The 20,097-nt window shown below is 38.3% G+C and carries 10 protein-coding genes and 1 pseudogene; 10 read left to right on the top strand and 1 reads right to left on the bottom strand.

Annotated features, from left to right (window positions below):
- Positions 1-21: 21 nt before the first annotated feature.
- From ACTWQM_RS02010 to ACTWQM_RS02000, 3 genes are all read left to right on the top strand, one after another.
- On the top strand, positions 22-246 hold the full coding sequence (locus ACTWQM_RS02010; RefSeq protein WP_443256490.1) for a hypothetical protein: 225 nt from the start codon (positions 22-24) through the stop codon (positions 244-246).
- A 399-nt stretch (positions 247-645) separates the two neighbouring features.
- Positions 646-1,821: an ROK family protein gene (locus ACTWQM_RS02005; RefSeq protein ID WP_443256489.1), complete on the top strand. Its 1,176-nt coding sequence runs from the start codon at positions 646-648 to the stop codon at positions 1,819-1,821.
- A gap of 353 nt (positions 1,822-2,174) precedes the next feature.
- Positions 2,175-6,035 carry a glycoside hydrolase family 2 TIM barrel-domain containing protein gene (locus tag ACTWQM_RS02000; protein ID WP_443256488.1) on the top strand — a complete coding sequence of 1,287 codons (3,861 nt, stop codon included), beginning with the start codon at positions 2,175-2,177 and terminating at the stop codon, positions 6,033-6,035.
- A gap of 116 nt (positions 6,036-6,151) precedes the next feature.
- Here the strand turns inward: ACTWQM_RS02000 and ACTWQM_RS01995 are convergent.
- Positions 6,152-11,038, bottom strand: a pseudogene (locus ACTWQM_RS01995) (GH92 family glycosyl hydrolase); the annotation flags it as partial.
- 631 nt (positions 11,039-11,669) lie between these two features.
- On the opposite strand from ACTWQM_RS01995, the gene ACTWQM_RS01990 reads away from it, so the two are divergent.
- The 7 genes from ACTWQM_RS01990 to ACTWQM_RS01960 all read left to right on the top strand — a co-directional run bounded on the left by ACTWQM_RS01990 (position 11,670) and on the right by ACTWQM_RS01960 (position 20,030).
- Positions 11,670-12,656 (top strand): sugar-binding protein, encoded by a 987-nt coding sequence (locus ACTWQM_RS01990; protein WP_443256487.1) that lies wholly within the window; start codon positions 11,670-11,672, stop codon positions 12,654-12,656.
- Positions 12,653-14,083 (top strand): sensor histidine kinase, encoded by a 1,431-nt coding sequence (locus ACTWQM_RS01985; protein WP_443256486.1) that lies wholly within the window; start codon positions 12,653-12,655, stop codon positions 14,081-14,083. The genes ACTWQM_RS01990 and ACTWQM_RS01985 overlap by 4 nt, the downstream gene beginning before the upstream one ends.
- A complete protein-coding gene (locus tag ACTWQM_RS01980) occupies positions 14,080-15,501 on the top strand; it encodes a response regulator (protein ID WP_443256485.1) in 1,422 nt (473 codons plus the stop codon). The genes ACTWQM_RS01985 and ACTWQM_RS01980 overlap by 4 nt, the downstream gene beginning before the upstream one ends.
- A 98-nt stretch (positions 15,502-15,599) precedes the next feature.
- On the top strand, positions 15,600-16,883 hold the full coding sequence (locus ACTWQM_RS01975) for an ABC transporter substrate-binding protein (RefSeq protein ID WP_443256484.1): 1,284 nt from the start codon (positions 15,600-15,602) through the stop codon (positions 16,881-16,883).
- A gap of 219 nt (positions 16,884-17,102) precedes the next feature.
- Positions 17,103-18,044, top strand: coding sequence for a carbohydrate ABC transporter permease (locus ACTWQM_RS01970; RefSeq protein ID WP_443256483.1), 942 nt, complete (start codon positions 17,103-17,105; stop codon positions 18,042-18,044).
- A complete protein-coding gene (locus tag ACTWQM_RS01965; RefSeq protein WP_443256482.1) occupies positions 18,044-18,865 on the top strand; it encodes a carbohydrate ABC transporter permease in 822 nt (273 codons plus the stop codon). Before ACTWQM_RS01970 ends, ACTWQM_RS01965 begins: the two co-directional genes overlap by 1 nt.
- 181 nt (positions 18,866-19,046) lie before the next feature.
- Positions 19,047-20,030, top strand: coding sequence for an aldo/keto reductase (locus tag ACTWQM_RS01960; protein WP_443256481.1), 984 nt, complete (start codon positions 19,047-19,049; stop codon positions 20,028-20,030).
- Positions 20,031-20,097 lie beyond the last annotated feature (67 nt).

Genomic DNA, 20,097 nt, shown 5'->3' with positions numbered 1-20,097 from the left:
TACTGAAACGGTATATGTTTATTGTTAGCAGATAAGAAACCAGCATGGCTGCCGAATGGGCAATCACCATCTATCATGAAAATTATTTTTCATATAGCAAATTTGAGTTTTCGCGGACATCAGAGACCTTATTTGGCAGAAATTCACGAAAATGGTGGTGTTTGCGGACACCAGGGACCTTATTTCACACAAATACAGTCAAATAACCATGATATATGTGAAATAAGGGCTTCTGTGTCCGGATAACATCGAAAAGATTACTTTTATATAGAAATAGCGTCTCCTGTGTCCGCTAAAATCAAGTTAGAGAGGTATTTTCATGAAAAAGTATATATCCTTTCTTACTGTATAAGTGCAACTAAGGATTGGAGATACGTCATGTTTTCTAAAAATGTTTACAAGTAAAAACCCAGCTGCTAACTTAATTAATTAATTTAACTAAGTTAATTATAAAAGATTTAGCTGGAATATTCAATAAAAACTAATTAAAGTAAATAATCTTTGATATTGGAGAGGGGGTGATTCTTATCTTTACATAAGTCAGTGTAGTTATTAATATAGATTTTTACGTTTAAGCTATTTAGATTACCAAAGGCTGATACATGATATAATAAGAAAAAATAACTATTGTACGGGGGATTTACGATGCAGCGAGGCTCATTTAGGTTGATGAAATCAGTGAATAAGTCAATTATATTAAATAAGATAAGAACGCACGAGCCGATTTCTCGTGCGCAAATCGCAAAAGACACTAAACTCACACCACCAACAGTAAGTAGTATTGTTAAAGAGTTAATTGGTCAAGGTATTGTAATTGAGACTGAAAGTGGACGATCTATGGGTGGCAGAAAGCCAACGATGCTTCACATTAATAGTAAAGCTTTCTACATTGTTGGAGTTGACGCCGGTCCTAAGAGAATTGAATGTATTCTTACGGATTTTGCAGGAAATATTGTGAATCGGTCTTCAGCCAAACTGTCCCTTCCAATATCGAATGATCAGTTTATTTCGATTTTAAAAAAGTCTATACGTGATGTTATTAATGAAATTACCATCGAAGACCCCGAAATTATGGGAATTGGGATAGCTATGCATGGAGTTGTAAATGTATCAAAAGGAACATCTCTCATAGCGCCGAATTTAAAGCTTACCAACATTCCTATTAAAGATGAATTAGAAACGGAATTTAATGTAATGATTAAAGTAGAAAACGATGCCCGGGCTATGGCGCAAGGAGAAGCATGGTTTGGAGGACATGGTGAGTTGGACAGTATGGTTGCAGTGAACTTGGGGCGTGGAGTTGGTGCCGGTATGGTTGTTAATGGAAAACTATTTCATGGCGCACAAGATATAGCTGGTGAAATTGGCCATATGACAATTGATATTAATGGGGAAGTGTGTGATTGCGGCAATCGCGGTTGCCTTCAAACCTTTGCGACTGGTTCGGCCATTGCTGAACGTGCACGCAAAAAGATAGAAGATATGGCCAACCCGATCACGCCAACAGCGGAAGTTGTATTTGAATTAGCCAAATCCGGTAACACAGCATATGTGGGTATATTACAGGAAACAGGAATGATTATCGGTATAGGTCTAACGAATCTTATTCATTTAGTTAATCCAAGGAAAATTGTGTTGGGCGGTGGAGTTATGAAAAGCCAAGCATATATTCTACCTGCCATTCATCAAACGATTGAAGAGCGAATACTTACTCCGGAGGCAAAGAAGACTGAGGTAGTGGTAACCAATTTAGGAGAAGATGCAACGCTGTTAGGAGCTGTATCGCTGCTTTTGGAGGAATTCTTCTATCCTGTTTCATGATAGTAACATGTTAAATAGTAATAATAAATTTCTTAACTATTGCTGGGAATCACATAAGAACTGCTTATTCAGGGGAATCAGAAAATTGAAATTGAATGAGAACTCGAAAACCTAACCAGAGAGTTAAAGGATTAGATTAATCCAGACGAAACAATTTCCATGGGTATTTAGTAATACTCCTAATTTTCCCAGTACAAAAGTACGAACTTTCAGAAATTTACTTGAAGGAACTGGATTAAAAATCTATAATAATGAGAAGTTACTTAATTAAATTAACTAATAAAGGAGGGAATAATGTAAGCGTTTAAATTTTGTGGGATTATTTAAGTTACCTTATTGAGAGGAGAAATTGGATGTTAAAAAAAATGCTAGGTATTGTGTCGTTAGTTGGTTTTTTCTCTTTAGGTTTTCTAATGATCACCCCTTCTGCAACAGCAGATGAAGGCTATCCAGAATGGAATAACAACCCAGAAATCTTTGAGGTGAACCGAGAGCCTGCACATGCTTCTATTATGCACTATAAAAATATCAAATCTGCAATAAAAGACAATGAAACCAAGTCTAAGTTTTATAAAACGCTGAATGGTAAATGGCGTTTTCACTTGTCTGATAACCCTGAAGAAAGACCAAAAGATTTCTATAAAGAAGATTATGATGTGACTGATTGGGACAAAATTAAGGTTCCATCCAGCTGGCAGCTTGAGGGATATGACTACCCAATCTATACAAATATCACATATCCGTGGACAGGCTATGAAAGCCCGGAACCGCCAAAAGCACCAACCATTTATAATCCTGTTGGCTCCTATAAAAAGAATTTTACAGTACCCGGGAACTGGAATGGGGATCCGGTTTATGTTTCATTTCAAGGAGTGGAGTCAGCCTTTTACGTATGGGTGAATGGTCAAAAAGTTGGCTACAGTGAAGACAGCTTTACACCTGCCGAATTCGATATTTCGGAATACATTAACCGAGAAGGGACAAATACTATTTCCGTTGAGGTATATCGCTGGTCAGATGGAAGCTGGATGGAAGACCAGGATATGGTTCGTTTAAGCGGAATATTTAGAGACGTTCACCTCTATTCTACCCCTAACGTTCACATGCGTGATCTTGCGGTACAAACCAATCTCGATAAGAATTATGAAGATGCTGAGTTAAATGTCGATGTTGAATTAACAAAACATGAAGAAAAAGAATCCAGTGATCAAACTGTAGAAATGTATTTGTACGATGAGGATAACAAAAAGGTATTAGAAGAGTCTTTAAAAACTGCAATTGATTTTAACGGAAAAACAAAAATATCTGTTAAAAAAGAGCAGTTAATTGAGAACCCAAAAAAATGGTCGGCTGAACGACCGAACCTTTATACACTTGTTTTAGCACTAAAAGATAAAAATGGCAACATCACAGAAACAACAAGTACAAGAGTGGGATTCCGGGAATTTAAGGTTAAAGATGGTCAAATGAAACTAAACGGTAAACCGATCACATTTAAAGGTGTTAACCGTCATGAAATGGATCCGGTAGATGGACGAACGGTTTCGAGAGAACGCATGATCCAAGACATTAAATTGATGAAGAAGCACAATATTAACGCAGTTCGTACGTCACACTATCCGAATCAAACAGAGTGGTATGATTTAGCTGATGAATACGGGCTCTATATTATAGACGAAGCAAACCTGGAGTCCCATGGAATCAGATGGCAACTACCTAAAAGTGATCCACAATGGCTTCCAGCATCACTTGATCGTATGGAAAGCATGGTTGAACGTGACAAGAACCACCCATCGGTATTGATCTGGTCATTAGGAAATGAAGCAGGAACTGGTACGACCTTCAAACATATGGCTGAGTTAGCACGTGAATTAGATCCAACCAGGATCATTCACTATGAAGGAGACGACCGCTGGGCCGACATGGAAAGTGTCATGTATCCCTCTGTTTCAAGTGTCGAAGCTTATGGGAAATCTGGAAATGAAAAACCTTTTATTTTGTGTGAATATGCTCATGGGATGGGGAACAGTGTCGGTAATCTCTATCAATATTGGGATGTCATCGATAAATATGATAATTTACAAGGTGGATTTATTTGGGACTGGGTTAATCAAACTCTACTTGAACCTATACCTGGCAAAAATAAGGGATTTTACCACGCATATGGAGGGGATTGGGGGGATAACCCAAATGACGATAACTTCATGGCAAATGGTCTGGTTTCCGCAGATCGGACAGTTCAACCGGAACTAAAAGAAGTTAAAAAAGTATATCAAGAAATCGAAGTTCATGCTGTAGATGTAAAGAATGGTGTCATCGAGTTGAAAAATGAATTCCTGTTTACAAACTTGAATGCATTTGATGCTCATTGGGAATTAAAACGAGACGGTAAAGTGATTCAGAAAGGAAAAATAGATGAATTAAATGTTAATCCATTATCAACAGAAGAAATAACAGTTCCAATGGAGGAGCCAACGTTGAAAGCAGGTGCAGAGTACTTTTTAGATATTAGTTTTACGTTGAAAGAAGACACAAAATGGGCCTCTAAAGGTCATGAGATTGCATACGAACAATTTGAAGTGCAGTACGATGTTCCACATGTACAACCAGAAGAGATATCAGGGTTGCCTGAAATTAATGTAGAGGATGGAGACTCTGTTATTTCCGTTGACGGAACAGACTTTAAGCTGAACTTTAATAAAGCTAAAGGTACCATCACATCCTTCACATACAAGAAAACAAAATTAATTAAGAGTGGACCGGTACCTGATTACTGGAGAGCTCCAATTGATAATGATAACGGATACGGCATGCCTCGAATTTCGGGTACATGGAGGGATGCTGGTGAAAACAGAACTGTGACAGATGTTGAGGTAACGAAATACGGAGAAAATGCTGTTCGAATAAATGTAACCGGCACCTTACCGACGACAAATGAATCTGAGTTCCAAATAGCATATATTGTATATGGAACAGGTGAAATAGTTGTGAAAAGTACATTAGAAGCTGGAGAAAGTTTACCAGAAATCCCGGCTATAGGAATGGAATTAACCATTCCAGAAGAGTTTGAACAAATGGATTGGTATGGGCGCGGGCCCGAAAGCAACTACTGGGACCGTAAAACCGGCTATCCTGTTGGTGTATACAGCAGTACAGTGGGCGACCAATTTTTCCCATATGTCGAACCACAGGAAACTGGAAACAAAACGGATGTACGCTGGGTAACCTTTACCAATAAGAAAGGAATTGGTATAATGGCTACCGGCTTACCGTTGATGGAAGTTAATGCACTTCATTATACGGAAGAGGATATAGAGTCATCCGCACATCCATACGAATTGGAAAAACAGGAAGACATATTTGTCAGCTTAAATTATCATCAAATGGGACTTGGTGGCGATAACAGCTGGGGGGCAAGACCACATCCGGAATTTACGTTAGATGCGGATAAGACATATGCCTACAGCTATCGTTTGCAGCCAATTTCAAAGAATGATTCTCCAATGGAATTGAGCAAACGTGTAGTAACGGATGACTTAGTTAAGAATATCAAAATTAATGGTGAATCCTTAGCAAACTTTAATACAGAAATAAACAAGTATTCTATTAGTTACCTGAAGGGTACGATTGACGAAGTACCACAGGTAGACGTGATTCCAACGGGCGATAACGTTACAGTTGATATAACACCAGCAGAAGGACTTCCAGGCAAAACGGTTGTGGAAGTCACTTCAAACAATGGGTTATTATCTGCAAAATATGAAATTAATTTTGAGATTGTAGATGAACTATATTTAAGTGATACGGAATGGAAGAGTGCGACGGTTGGCTGGAGATCGATTCAGATGGATAAATCGATTGAAGGAAATCCATTACGATTATGGGATGGTTCATCAGAAGTTACCTATGATAAAGGACTTGGAACACATGCTCACTCAGAAATCGTCTACGACTTGGAAGGAAAAGGCTATGCACGCTTTCAGTCCTTCGTAGGAGTTGACCAGGAGATAGGCGGTGGTTCAATTGCCTTTGAAGCATGGTTAGATGGAGAACTCGTATATGAGAGTGGCATTATGTATAATAACAGCCCAGCAAAGAAAGTTGACCTAGATATAACAGGGGAAAAGAAGCTGAAATTAGTAGTTACAGACGCAGGTGATGGTAACGCAGAAGACCATGGAAACTGGGCTGAAGCGAAATTCACAGTCGAATAACGAGCACTCAAAAAACTCCGATCCCTCGCAAGGATCGGAGTTTTTTTCGGCTTTTTAGCAATTAAGATAAAATCAATCTAATTTGCGTTACCCGTGTACATTTCTTTTATCTCTTCTGAACTTAGTGCTTCTTTGTAGATTCGAACTTCATCGACTAAACCTTTTGTTTGAAGTCCATCAGGTCCCCATGGTGCTCCACCAAGAATTAACGGGTTATCATTAGGTGCTATTGGATTCATTCCTGCTGCCACACTTGCTACTTCTTCTCCATTGATATAGCCAGTTACCTGCCCATTTTGTTTCCAGGTTAGCGCAAGATGAGTCCATTCATTAGGAGCAATCGAGCCATTATTAAAGCTAAACCTGCTTCCACTATCATCCCATATTTCAGGATAAAGGCCACCGTCTACACCTAAAACATAACCATTTCCAATAGTGGTTTTACCTATAATTTTCTGATCTTGGCCTGGGTCTTCAAGGTTAACCCATAGCCCAATTGTAAATTCATCATCACCATTCAACAACTTACTGGAAGGGATATCAACCCATCCACCATTTAGTTTAATGGCATTTCCAACCTTTCCTTCTACAAACGATACATCGCCATGTATCGCTCCATCATGTCCATAAGGTGATGCATCTTGCACAGTATCTTCAAAATCAAGTGACAGCACTGGTCCATCATGTAGAGCTTTTAATGCTCCGGTTAATTCATTAATTTTAAATTGGTGTATTCCTAATGCCACGTCACTTACGATAAACGTTACAGTCTTACTTTCGCCAGGCTCAAGGGTAATAGTTTTTGTTTCAACAGGATCTCCATCAAAAGAAAAGTCAATTTGTTTGTCACCAGCTAATAATCCGATATTTGTAACATTAACTGAAATCGTAGCATCTCCTCCTGGTTTAACAGTAGGAGCAGCAAGATTGGAAACTTCAAAGACCGGCACTTGTTCTACCTCATCTTTATATTTCCATTGTCCTTCACCTGGATTACCACCTGAATTTAATCGTGAAACAGAAGTGATTAGTGCATTTATATCTGCACTTAAAGCTTTTTTGGCTTCCTTAGTAATGTTTTTAGAATTCTCATTTACGAAGTTCAATAGATCATCCAGTTTCTTAGCTGCCTGTTTAAAATGCTCTTTTTCAAACTGATCTTCAGCCTGACTAAACTTGGCATCGAATTGCTTGCTCAGTGCCCCTTTAATATCCCCAGAATCACGATATCCTTCATAGCTTTCTCTCACTTGTTCAAATTTCTCACTCATGTTTCCGTAACCGAGAAATTCAATTTCTGCAAATGAGGTAGAGCCATTTTTTCCATTTTCAGTTACCTGTAATCGATAATAGGTATATTCACCGGGGTTTTGAATAATAAATGGTTTTGTAAATTCCCGCCATTTAAAATTAACGTCTGTTCTTTCATCAACTATAGTCCATTCTTTTGAATCTTTAGATCCTAACAACGTCCAGTTTTTCGGATCTGATTGGTCGTTGTTGCCTGAAGTAATGGTGTACATTAACGGTCTTTTTGCTTCATCCTCAAACTGAAATTGAACCCATGGATTGTCATTTTCCAATGTCACTTTTGTTTCAGAGTTGTTATCGAAAAGGCGATCCGCAACGCCCTTATCACTATGAACGGCGCTACCATTAGTATCATTTGTCAAATCTTTTAAAGGATCTGGAAGCAGGGAAGAACCGTTAGTTGCATTATCTGTAATAGATGCAGGTAATGCATCTTCACCTGTTCCCCAATCAGACGGCTCCGGCCCCATATCAAATTCAAGTGTTGCCCCTTCAGCCAACAAGTCATGGGATAGTGTCGTCTTATTATAGGATTTACCATTCACCTTCAAGCTTTGTACATATTTATTCTTTTTACTTACATTTGGAGCTTTAATTACAAGATCTTTGCCACTTTCCAAATGGATAGTCATTTTCTCAAAGAATGGAGCCCCAATTGCATAATCTGGTTTCCCCATCTGTAATGGATAGAATCCTGCTGCACTGAAAATATACCATGCAGACATTTCACCATTATCTTCATCTCCCGGGTATCCCTGGCCAATCTCACTTCCTAAATAAAGTCGTGATAATACCTCACTAACCTTTTCCTGTGTTTTCCAAGGTTGCCCTGCGAAATTATACATGTATGGGATATGATGGGAAGGCTGATTGCTATGTCCGTACATTCCCATTCGTACATCTCTGGCCTCACGCATTTCATGAATAATACCACCATAGTGACCTGGATGTAAGGCAGTTTCCGGGGTAGAGAAAAATTCATCCAGCTTATTTGCAAGCCCGTCCCTGCCACCATAAAGGTTGGCTAATCCCTGACCATCCTGTGGTACGTGAAAAGCCATATTCCATCCATTTGTTTCTGTGTAGTCTCCGCCCCATTCTCTTGGGTCATAGTTTTCCGGCGTAGATTTCCATTTACCTGAAGCTTTTTTGCCCATAAAGAAATCTGTTTCCGGGTTAAACATATTCACGTAGTTTTGAGCACGAGACAAGTAGTAGTTATAATCTGCTTGATACTGCTCGTATTTGGTATCGCTTTCATCTGTTTTTTCGAGTAGTTCTTTTGCCATGTTTGCAATTGCAAAGTCATTGATATAACCATCCATTGCCCAAGACATGCCTTCACCGGTTGAGTTGCTCGTATAACCGTCAAAGATGGATGTGGATAATCCTTTTCGACCAACACTTTGATCTTCACTTGCAACAGAGGCATTTTTTATCGCAGATTCATAATAGGCTTCAACATCAAAGTTTGTTACACCTTTTTGGTATGCATCTCCAAATGCCACATCTGAGCTGGTACCAACCATCAAATTCGCATATCCAGGAGAAGACCACCTTGAGATCCAACCTCCATCCTTATATTGTTGGACAAATCCGTCGATCATTTCACCTGCTTGTGTCGGCGTCAATAATGTATAAGCAGGCCAAGTTGTTCGGTACGTATCCCAAAAGCCATTGTTAACATAAGGCTCACCTTCTACAATATTAGCTCCCGTTTTCGTTGCAGTATTCTCGCCAACTTCTTCCGAAAATGGACTTGCGTATTTATAAACAGGATCAGCGTCTGTACCAGTATTTTCATATGCTTTGTTTGGGTATGTGAACAGACGGTACATGTTTGAGTAAAATGTTACAAGTTCATCATGTGATGCCCCTTCTATTTCAATAATACCCAGCTTCTCATTCCAAAGTTCTTTTGCCTTTTGTTTTAAGTCTTCAAAACTAGCATCAGACTTTATATCTTGTTCTAAATTCTTTTTCGCTTGTTCAACACTAATTAGAGATGTTGCCATTTTCATGCTGACCGTTTTATCAGCACCAGATGTATCAAATTGCAAATAACCTGTGACATTATCCCTTCCTTCACCGGTTAACTTACCACTATCTTTTACGGGCTTATCAACTTTAGCGTAAATAAACATTCTTGTTGCACCAGTTGATAGACCACTTTTAACATCTGAATACCCTTTAATTGTCTGTTTATCTGGACTTAAGGTTAAACCGCCTTTATCATTCACATTGTCAAAAATGAGATTTGACGTATCTCCAGTAAATGTAAAGGTAAACATTGCTGCTCGATTCGTGGGGGTCATTTCTGTTTGAATACCATTTTCAAATTCAACGCTGTAATAATGGGGTTTTGCTATTTCATTTTCATGTTTGAACGGAAGTGCTCGTTCTTTACGGTCAGCACTCGGATTATCTCCTTTAGCCGGCATAACCTGGAATGTCTGACGATCCCCCATCCAAGGGCTAGTTTCATGGCTAAGAGAGAATGCCTCTAGTTCTGGAAGATTGTTCTCGTTATTCGATTGCTGATAACTATAAAGCCAGCTTGTAGAACCAGCATCCGTTACGGGAGTCCAGAAATTAAAACCGTGTGGGACTGCTACTGCAGGAAAGTTATTCCCACGTGAAAATGAACCATTCGAATTTGTTCCTCTTAATATATTTACGTAATCAACAGGACTTGTGTAGTCTGCTTGTTCGGGGTTGCCTTCGATTTTAATATCGTCAATACTTCCCTTAAAGACACCAGGTCCTTTTGAATTCTTGTAAGTAACAAGTATTCTATCAATGGTTTTTCCTTCAGCAACCGAGCCAATGTCAGCTTGTTTATGGTTCCATTGATTTGGATAAAGTGTTTCCGATTCTCCTTGTTTTTGCGGGTTTAACACCACACCATGCTGGTCTTTTGCTCCAAGTTCACTCAAATAGGAACCATCGGTAAATGCTAGATCAATAGATACATAGGTACTAGAATAATCCAACTGTTCCTGATCCACGAACTGTGGATGGATATAATAAGATAGTTTTGCTTCTGGTGTAACTTCAATGTTCACATCAAATAGCTTATTATAGGCATAAGCTTCCCCGTCAACTTCATGTCTGCCTTCGTAAGTTAACGCTTTTGTACCCGTCCAGCCAACTCTAGTCTTAGCGGTATAACTACTTGTTGGACCATCACTGACGTACGTTTTCATGTCTGATGGTGGTGGCGGTGGGACATCAATTCCGTTAGATAATGCAACTTCTGCCAATTGAGTAAGTCGATCACCAGCGTTTTCCGTAATTTTTAGACGGTAATAAGTGTATTCCTCATTATTTTCAAATTCAAATACTTTCCTTTTATACCTGTCTTTGAAAGCCTGATCCGTTCTTGTATCTAACTTCACCCAGTTTTCCCTATCGTTAGAGCCAACTAATGTCCAATTTTTTGGATCCCTTCCTGGTGCGTCATTAGCTGATGTGAGTGCGTACTTAACCAGATTCTGTGGCTCAGCAAATGAAAATTCAATCCATGCACTAGATTCAAATGCTAACCATTTTGACTGTGCACTTCGATCTATTAAATTAGTTGCTACTTCATTTGGGGGATTGCTGTTACTTGCTGAGACTTCTTCTACTTTATTTGTTATATCCCCCTGGATTGAATTATAAGGAATTTCCCCAATCACACCTGAGGTCATTTTATTGCCTTCACTATCTATTTCTGAAGTGTTTTCCCACGTTAATTGTTGATCGCTGGCTTCAAATGATGAGGTGAAATCTTTTGTTGCAGCTTTAGACAGAGTTGATTTTACTGGTGAGATTGGTAGTGCCGAGACTACCATTAGAAAACAAAGCATAAATGATAATTTTGGTATAAATCTTTTTCTCACTTCTCATCCTCCAATTTCTAGTAGATTTTTTTGTAGTTAACTTGTTTGACAAAAAAAGGGTCATTTGTCAGTCCTGCAACAGCATTATTTCTGAAATCACTTCCTTTCCATTTTCAACCCTATTACTATTAGTAGAATTATACTTGAGTTATTGTAATCGCTTACAATAATTTGATGGATTTTCTTAATAATTTCTAGATTATTATAAGAAAAGAGCATCAACAAAAAATAGAACTTAACACCTATTCTGTTAGAGTTATAGAACTTTTTACCTAGTCGGGATCAGGGTTATCTATCAGTCACATAGGACAATTTTATTCAAAAAATAAGTATTGCATTATTTATTTAAATTAAGTTTGCAATAATCTGTAAATTAATTTTTCAATTTTTAGCAGCATCATGATAGAATGGATTCATAATGTTAATGGGATGAGATGCAATGAGCAATTCTAGATTACTAGTTTATACATTGAGTGGTGTTATCTTCTGCATATGTTTTATCGGTATGCTTATTTATGGTTATAAAACATTTATTATTCAAACGGAAAAAGTGGAGTCAGCAGATTACAATTATCATTTTGCATTAATAGCTGAAGAAACGGACAATGAATATTGGAGGCAAATTGAAAAAGGAGCTAAAAAGGCTGCAGCTGAACATGATATTTATTTGGAGTATCTTGCTCCATCCAGAGCAAACAATGATAAACTTTTAAAGTTATTGGACCGGATGATTTCTGCTAAGGTGGATGGGATTATTGTTCAAGGGGTACCAGGCGAACGCTTTGTTGATTTAGTACATAAAGGGGTTGAACGGGGAATTCCTATAATCACAGTGGATACAGATGTTCCAAGCAGTGAGCGTAAAGCCTATATCGGAACAGATAATTTCTACGCAGGAAAATTAGCCGGCAAGGCGGTAATTGAAAATACCACAGGTGAACAATACGTGGGGATTGTTACAGGAAGATATAACGCAATTAATCAACAAAGAAGACTGGAAGGTTTCAATCATGTAATAAAGCAGACTCCCCGTATACATATTGTTGACATAGAAGAGTCCAATATTACTGCAATTGGTGCTGCTCAGGCAACCTACTCGCTATTAAAACAACATCCATCTATTACTATGTTTGTTGGAACCAGTGCATTGGATGGGATCGGTATTGTTGATGGTATTCGGGAAATTGGTACATATAAAGAATTTCCCATTATTGCATTTGATTTGCTGCCTGAAACACAGGAATTAATTCGAGAAGGAAAAATTGATGCAACGATTGCACAATATCCTAAGAAAATGGGAATTAAATCGGTAAATGTAATGATTGAGTTGCAGAACAGTGATTTATTAAATAAAGAGATTTATACCGATACTAAGGTAATAGAAAAAAAGGATTTAAGTTCACTTAAGTATGGTGGGCTAAAATGAAGACAATTCGAGGTAAGCTAATCATTTATTTCTTTGTTTTTGTTATTCTATTTCAGGTAACAGCGGTTTCCATCTTTGTCAGTTCAAATGAATTAACTAAAACATATAATGACAGTTTCCAGCGCTTTCTTTTGCTTAATACTATATCACAACAGACATCAGAGCTATATTCAACAACAAAATCATATGTCAATGAACCGAATTCTGGAAGTGCTGAAGATTATTATAGGATAAAAACAGAACTGGAAGGAAACGTGGACCAGTTAACGGCCACGTTTTACTATATAGACAGAATTGAAATGAAGAATTATATAAATCTGATTGAGACATACATTCGTGAAACAGAGCTAACAGTTGGTTTTGTTTTAAGAGATGACAGTGAAAAGTATATGAATCACCTTGAGGAAGCAGGAAATGCATCGGATTACATAGCAGAATCCACACTGGAAATAATTAAGCTCGAACTAACAGCCTATCAATCATTTTACGATGATTTGCAGTTGCGTAATAAAAATTTTCTGCTGTTTATCGCTTTTTTATTTCTGACAACTATTATGCTGGCGGTATTTTTTGCTTTATGGTTTTCAAAAGGGATTACCCGTCCTTTAGGAAAACTGTCTGTTGCTGCTGAGGAAGTATCCAGAGGTGACTTGAAGGGGGATCCGATTAACGTACGTACTAATGACGAACTAAGATTGCTCGGTGATACGTTTAACCAAATGCGTTCAAACATTTATGAACTTTTTGAGGAAGTACAGGATCAGTCAGAGCTTGACCGATTAGTTAAGGAAATGGAACTGAAGCACTTGCAAAATCAGGTAAACCCGCATTTTTTGTTCAATACGTTAAACACGATTTCCAAAATGGCATATTTGGAAGATGCTAAATCAACTTCCGGCTTAATAGACTCTGCGGCGACACTGCTTAGGCACAGTCTTGGAGAAATTGAACATCGTGTTTCACTAAAAGATGAAGTAAAGGTTGTTGAAGACTATTTTCATATTCAAAAAGTCAGGTTTTCTGAACGGATAACATTTCACCTAGATATTGATGAGACCTGTCTTGGGCTCGAAGTTCCCCGATTAACACTACAGCCCTTAATTGAGAATGCTTTTATCCACGGAATTGAAGGGAAAGAAGAAGGGGGTGCGATTTCTCTTGTCATTTATCAGGATTTAAAGAATGTAATTGTGGAAATTAGCGATGATGGTGTAGGCATGGAACAAGAAAAAGTCAATCAAATACTTTCACTGACAAAACAGCAGGAAGAGCATGTAGGCCATTCGACCGGGATTGGTCTAACGAATGTAATCAGGCGATTACAGCTGTTCTTCCGTTTGACCCATATTGTTGAAATGAAATCGAAGCCCGGGCAGGGAACTGTAATAAAACTTATACTGCCACGAGATAAGGAGGAGCTGAAATGAGGATCCTTATTGCTGAAGATGAATTACTGGAGCGTAAAGCAATGCGTAAATTTCTTGAAAATAATTTTTCAGAGATAGAGATAATTGACGAAGCTGCGAACGGAAGAGAAGCAATTGAACTTGCACAGCTAAATGCTCCTGATATTATTTTTATGGATATTAAAATGCCGGGGATTAATGGACTTGAAGCAATTGAGGAAATACAGAGCTTAAGTGCTTCAAGCAAATTCATTTTGGTATCTGCATACGATTCTTTTGATTTTGCGAAGCGAGCAATGAATCACGGCGTAAAAGAATACATTTTAAAACCTGGCAAAAAAGAAGAAATAGTCAGATCGATTTTGCGTGTGAAAAAGGAAATTGAGTATGAGGTGCAACAGCAGACTGAAAAAAGAAACTTAATCGAAGAAAGTTTTATTACAAAATTAATGCATCAGCCTTTAGACAAAGAAGCTTATTCAATACTGAAAGAGTATTTCCCTTCGTTTAAAAGCGGTTATTTTCTGGTTATTCAACTTACGCAGCCTATTGAAAAAGAAATGATTCGGCAAATGCTTAAAAAACATCTGGAGCACCCATTTATAGTGGATAGTACAGATGGACGGATCGCCTGTTGTATATTAGCAAATTCAGAATTAAATAAGTCTGACATTTTAATGCAAGCCCGAAAGATGCAATTGGAATTCGGTGACGACTGTTATATTGGCATCGGTCATCCGTATTCAGCCCTGGATTATTTCCCAAAGTCATATCACGAAGCCCTCACAGCAGCTTATCAACTGACAAAGAATAATAGCAGAAAATACGGATTCCTAGAGGAAAGTGAAGACAAGGGTAATATTCCAGATGTCATTGTTCAGTTACTCGCTGAAGTCGAGAAAGGTAATGAACATGAGTCACTCCAGCTTTATAAAGATAAACGTGACTTCTTTTCTATAGATGATCATGAGGATATTTATTTTAATGTGAAGCGGATGATGGAAGAGCAAAATATTGCTTTCCCTGAGAACACCATTTCTGAACTGGATTCCGATGTAGAGTGGCAGCAATTTATAATCCTTTGCTGTTTGACATTCCAGGAACATTATCGTTCGAAGAAGCTCATGGAGAAAGTGAAGGAATATATTGATGAACATTACAGGCAGGGAATCACTCTGGAGGAGATGGCTGCACACGTCGGATTAAGTCCGAATTATTTTTCTAATGTATTTAAAAAGGAGTTCGGAAATACATTTGTAGAATTTATAACTGGACAAAGAATGAATGAAGCAAAGCTTTTGATAATGGAAAATCAGTATTCTCTAAAGGAGATCAGTTATATGGTCGGTTACAACGATCCCAATTATTTCAGTCGGGTGTTTAAAAGGTCTTATCAAATGTCACCGAAGAATTTTCAGCAGCAAATCTTTAAAAAGTGAAGGTAATCATAAAATAATACAGTAATCAAAAACCCAACTACTATTCTGAATATTTATAATGGTACTTGAAAGCGTTAACATAATGGAGGGGGAAAAATATGAAGAAATTATCTGGTATTATTTTATTGTTTGCATTAGCTCTTGTGCTTTCTGCATGTAGTGGTTCAGATGATGCAGAAGGTAGTTCAGACTCTGGGGGAGAAGAGAGTGCAAACAAAGTTGAAATTTTTAGTTGGTGGACTGGTGCTGGTGAAGAAGATGGCTTACTTGCAATAATTGACTTATTTGAGAAAGAGCATCCGGAAATCAAGGTCGAAAATGCAGCAGTTGCCGGTGGAGCTGGAACGAACGCAAAAGCAGTACTTGCTACACGTATGCAAGGTGACGATCCACCATCAACATTCCAGGTACACGGTGGTGACGAACTGAATGAAGGCTGGGTGGCAGCAGGAAAAATGGAGCCACTTAACGAACTTTATGAGAAAAATGGATGGAAGGAAAAATTTCCTGAGGAACTGATTGATTTGGTCAGTAAGGATGGAGATATTTACTCCGTACCAGTAAATATTCATAGAGGAAATGTAATGTTCTATAATAAAAAGGTATTTGAAGAAAACGGCATTGAAGAACCAGAGACATTCGATGAGTTCTTCGCAGCATCTGCGAAATTAAAAGAAGCAGGTGTTACACCGGTAGCACTAGGAGATAAAAATTCCTGGCCGGCAACACAAATCTTCGAAAACGTTTTGTTAGGTGTGCTTGGTCCGGACGATTACAAAAAATTATTCGCAGGCGAGATCCCGTTTGATGATGAACGGGTAGTCGAAGCAGCCGAAAAATTCAGTAAGGTTCTTGATAACATTAATGAAGACCACGCTGCACGAAATTGGCAGGATTCTGCACAGCTTGTTGCTAATGGAGAAGTGGCTATGATTAATATGGGTGACTGGGCAAAAGGTTACTTTGTAAATGATTTAGATATGGAAACAAATAAAGACTTCGGATTCTTTGAATTCCCTGGAACAAAAGGTGAATTTCAAGTTATCACTGATACATTTGGATTGCCTAAAGGGATTGAAAACCCGAAAGATGTTAAGGAATTCTTAACATTCCTTGGATCTACTGAGGCACAGGATGTATTTAATCCGTTAAAAGGATCTATCCCTGCACGTACTGACGCTGATGAGTCAAAATATGATGCATATGGAAAAGAAGCGATGCAGGATTTTAAAGACTCGAGGTTAGTTCCAAGTCTTGCGCACGGATCTGCAGCTGCCGCAGGTTTTCTGACAAAAGCTAATCAGGCTGTGAATATCTTTGTAACACAACGTGATGTTGATAACTTTATTCAAGCATTGAAATCTGCATCATCTGAACTTTAATAAGTAGAATCTTGAGGCTGCCTGAAAGCGGGGGCAGTCTCTTATTAATTTTTGGTAATCCAGAAAAAATAAACACATTGCTTACTGCTAAGTGCAACTAAAGCTTGCACTCCAAAGTATAAAGGGATCTATGAAAGCAAAATATGCTTTCATAAGGTTCCCATAACAATAATTCGAGTTTTCAAATAGTGAAAAGCCTCTAAGTAAGGAGGAAACAATTTGGAGGATACAGCAATTAAGAAAAAGCATAAGAGCAAATTTACCAAAGACCATTGGACAGCAGTGGCATTTCTCATTCCATCTATTATCCTGATTCTAGTTTTCGTTTACGGATTTATTGGATGGACAGGATTTGTATCAGTAAGTAATTGGAACACACTTACACCTGATTTTTCCTTTGCTGGACTTGAAAACTATATTTATTTATTCCAGGATTACCGTTTTCAGGCTGATTTACGGAATACAGTATTTTTTACCATCTTTTTCATAGGATCGGTCATTGTATCCGGGTTGGGGTTAGGTATTCTGATTGACCAAAAATTAAAAGGTGAATCCATTTTCCGTAATATCTTTTTATTCCCAATGGCGTTGTCATTTATTGTAACGGGTGTAGTATGGCAATGGTTGTTGAATCCATCAACAGGGTTTAATCAGTTTCTTAAGGTGTTTGGGATAACGCCGAAATGGTATACCGATACAAATATTATTGCTGGTTTTGAGTGGGGCAAGATAGAGTTCGGGTTGCCGGTGGCGATTATAGCAGTAGTTATTGCAGCGGTTTGGCAGATGACCGGATTTTCGTTAGCGATGTATTTGGCAGGTCTGCGTGGAATCCCTGATGAACTGCGTGAAGCAGCCAGAATGGACGGAGCAAGTGAATTCCAGATATATCGGAAGGTTGTTATTCCGATGTTAATGCCGATAACGGTAAGTGTTATTATCATTATGGCCCATATATCATTGAAAATATTTGATCTAATTTATGCCATGACAGGGTCAGGAGCAAACTATGTTACCGATGTTCCTGCGGTCTATATGTTCGAAACAACGTTTAAAGGACATTACTATGCAAATGGTGCTGCTATTGCAATTATCATGTTACTTTTGGTAGCGATATTCATTGTTCCGTATCTATGGAACAGTAGAAAGGGTGATAATTAATGGCGGCATTTCCGATTGGAAAAACAATAAAATATTTGATATTAGTCTTTTTAGCTATATTATTTTTAATGCCGATTTATGTAATCATTGTAACGAGTTTAAAACCATTGGATGAAGTTTCATTGGAACAAATGTGGGCGTTGCCAACTTCAATTGACTTCAGTTCCTATGCACAGGCGATCAAGGAACTTGCTCCAAACTTTATGAACAGTGTTTACTTAGTGATACCTGCAACTCTCTTATCTGCTCTGTTAGGGGCAATGAATGGATATGTTTTATCAAAATGGAAATTTAAAGGTTCGGAAACATTATTCATGATTATTTTATTTGGAATGTTTATCCCGTATCAAAGCATCCTGATACCACTGATACAATTCATACGCAGTATTGGATTGTACGACACTATTGCAGGGCTGGTTCTGGTACATGTTGTATATGGCTTGCCGATTACAACCTTAATGTTCCGCAACTTCTATGCAAGTATTCCAGATGAAATGATTGAAGCAGCTAAAATCGATGGGGCAAGTTTTCTTGGTGTTTTCAGACATGTTATGGTGCCGTTATCAATCACAGGATTTGTAGTAGTAGCAATCTGGCAGTTTACGAATATTTGGAATGAGTTTTTATTTGCAGTGACGATTACAACAAATGAAAACCAGCCAATTATGGTTGCATTGCAGAATCTTTCTGGGAGTCAGATTGTCGAGTGGAATGTTCAAATGGCCGGAGCACTAATTGCAGCATTACCGACGCTGCTTGTTTATATCATATTGGGAAAATACTTTGTTCGTGGACTTCTGGCCGGATCTGTGAAGGGATAGTGGATTTTGGTATCATGCATTGGTTACAAGTGGACTATGCTCACCAAGTTAGAGGAAAACATTCACTGGTAGCGAGATTCGGAGGACCGGAGAGAATACTCTGGTCCTTAAGTTTAGGCATTTGGCCTGCAGACTGATGCTTTCGATTCTAATATATTATGAAAAGTAGAGGAGAGATATCATGAACTACCGTCAACTTGGAAAGACAGATTTGAGGATTAGTGAATTAAGCTTTGGCACATGGGCTATTGGCGGTGCATGGGGTAAGTTAAATGATAAAGAGGCATTACGTGCTTTAGACCGCGCTATGGATGAAGGTGTCAATTTCTTTGATACCGCTGACGTTTATGGTGGTGGTCATAGTGAGGAACTATTGGCCAAGGCAACAAAAGGAAAACAAGAATCTATTCATATCGCGACTAAATTTTGCCGTGGCGGTGATATCCATGATCCTGAAACGTACTCGATAGAACGCGTAACGGAGTATTGTGAGGATAGCCTAAGACGCTTGAATCGTAACCAGCTTGACTTATATCAAATCCATTGTCCACCAATGGAAATACTGCAAGACGGCAGAGTCTTTGAGGCATTGGAAAAGTTAAAGGAACAAGGAAAAATACGGTACTATGGCGTAAGTGTCGAGACAGTTGAAGAAGGCTTATATTGCCTGGAACATACAAATGCAAGCTCGTTACAGGTTATTTTTAATATTTTCCGTCAGAAGCCTTTGGAGAAGCTGTTCCCCGAGGCATATAATAAAGGCGTAGGTATCCTTGCCCGTGTACCATTGGCAAGTGGACTACTTACTGGAAAGTTTAGCGAAAATGCTAAATTTGAAGCAGATGATCATCGTAACTTTAATCGGGATGGAGAAGCTTTTAATGTAGGTGAAACGTTTGCTGGACTTGAGTTTAACAAAGGGGTTGAGCTGAGTCGTAATCTGGATTGGATAGCTGATGACAGAGGGAGTATGACTCGCGCTGCGCTTAAGTGGATTCTGGAACACAAGGAAATCTCCAGTGTTATTCCTGGATTCAAAAATATGAAGCAGGTAGAAGATAATCTGCAGTCCTTAGATGTAAAAGGGTATTCATCCGAAGAATTAGATAGGCTGGCAACGTTTTATCGTAATGAGGTATATGAGTATATACGGGGAGCTTATTAAATTAAACTGGACGTATAGGAGTTTAGCCAGCACGGAAGGTTAAACTCCCATTTTTAATTTAATAAGG

Origin of the sequence: Virgibacillus sp. L01 (assembly GCF_052246775.1) — a bacterium.
Classification (GTDB): domain Bacteria; phylum Bacillota; class Bacilli; order Bacillales; family Amphibacillaceae; genus Lentibacillus.
Note: the sequence above shows the minus strand (reverse complement) of the source record. Positions and strands in the feature narration are given on the sequence as shown.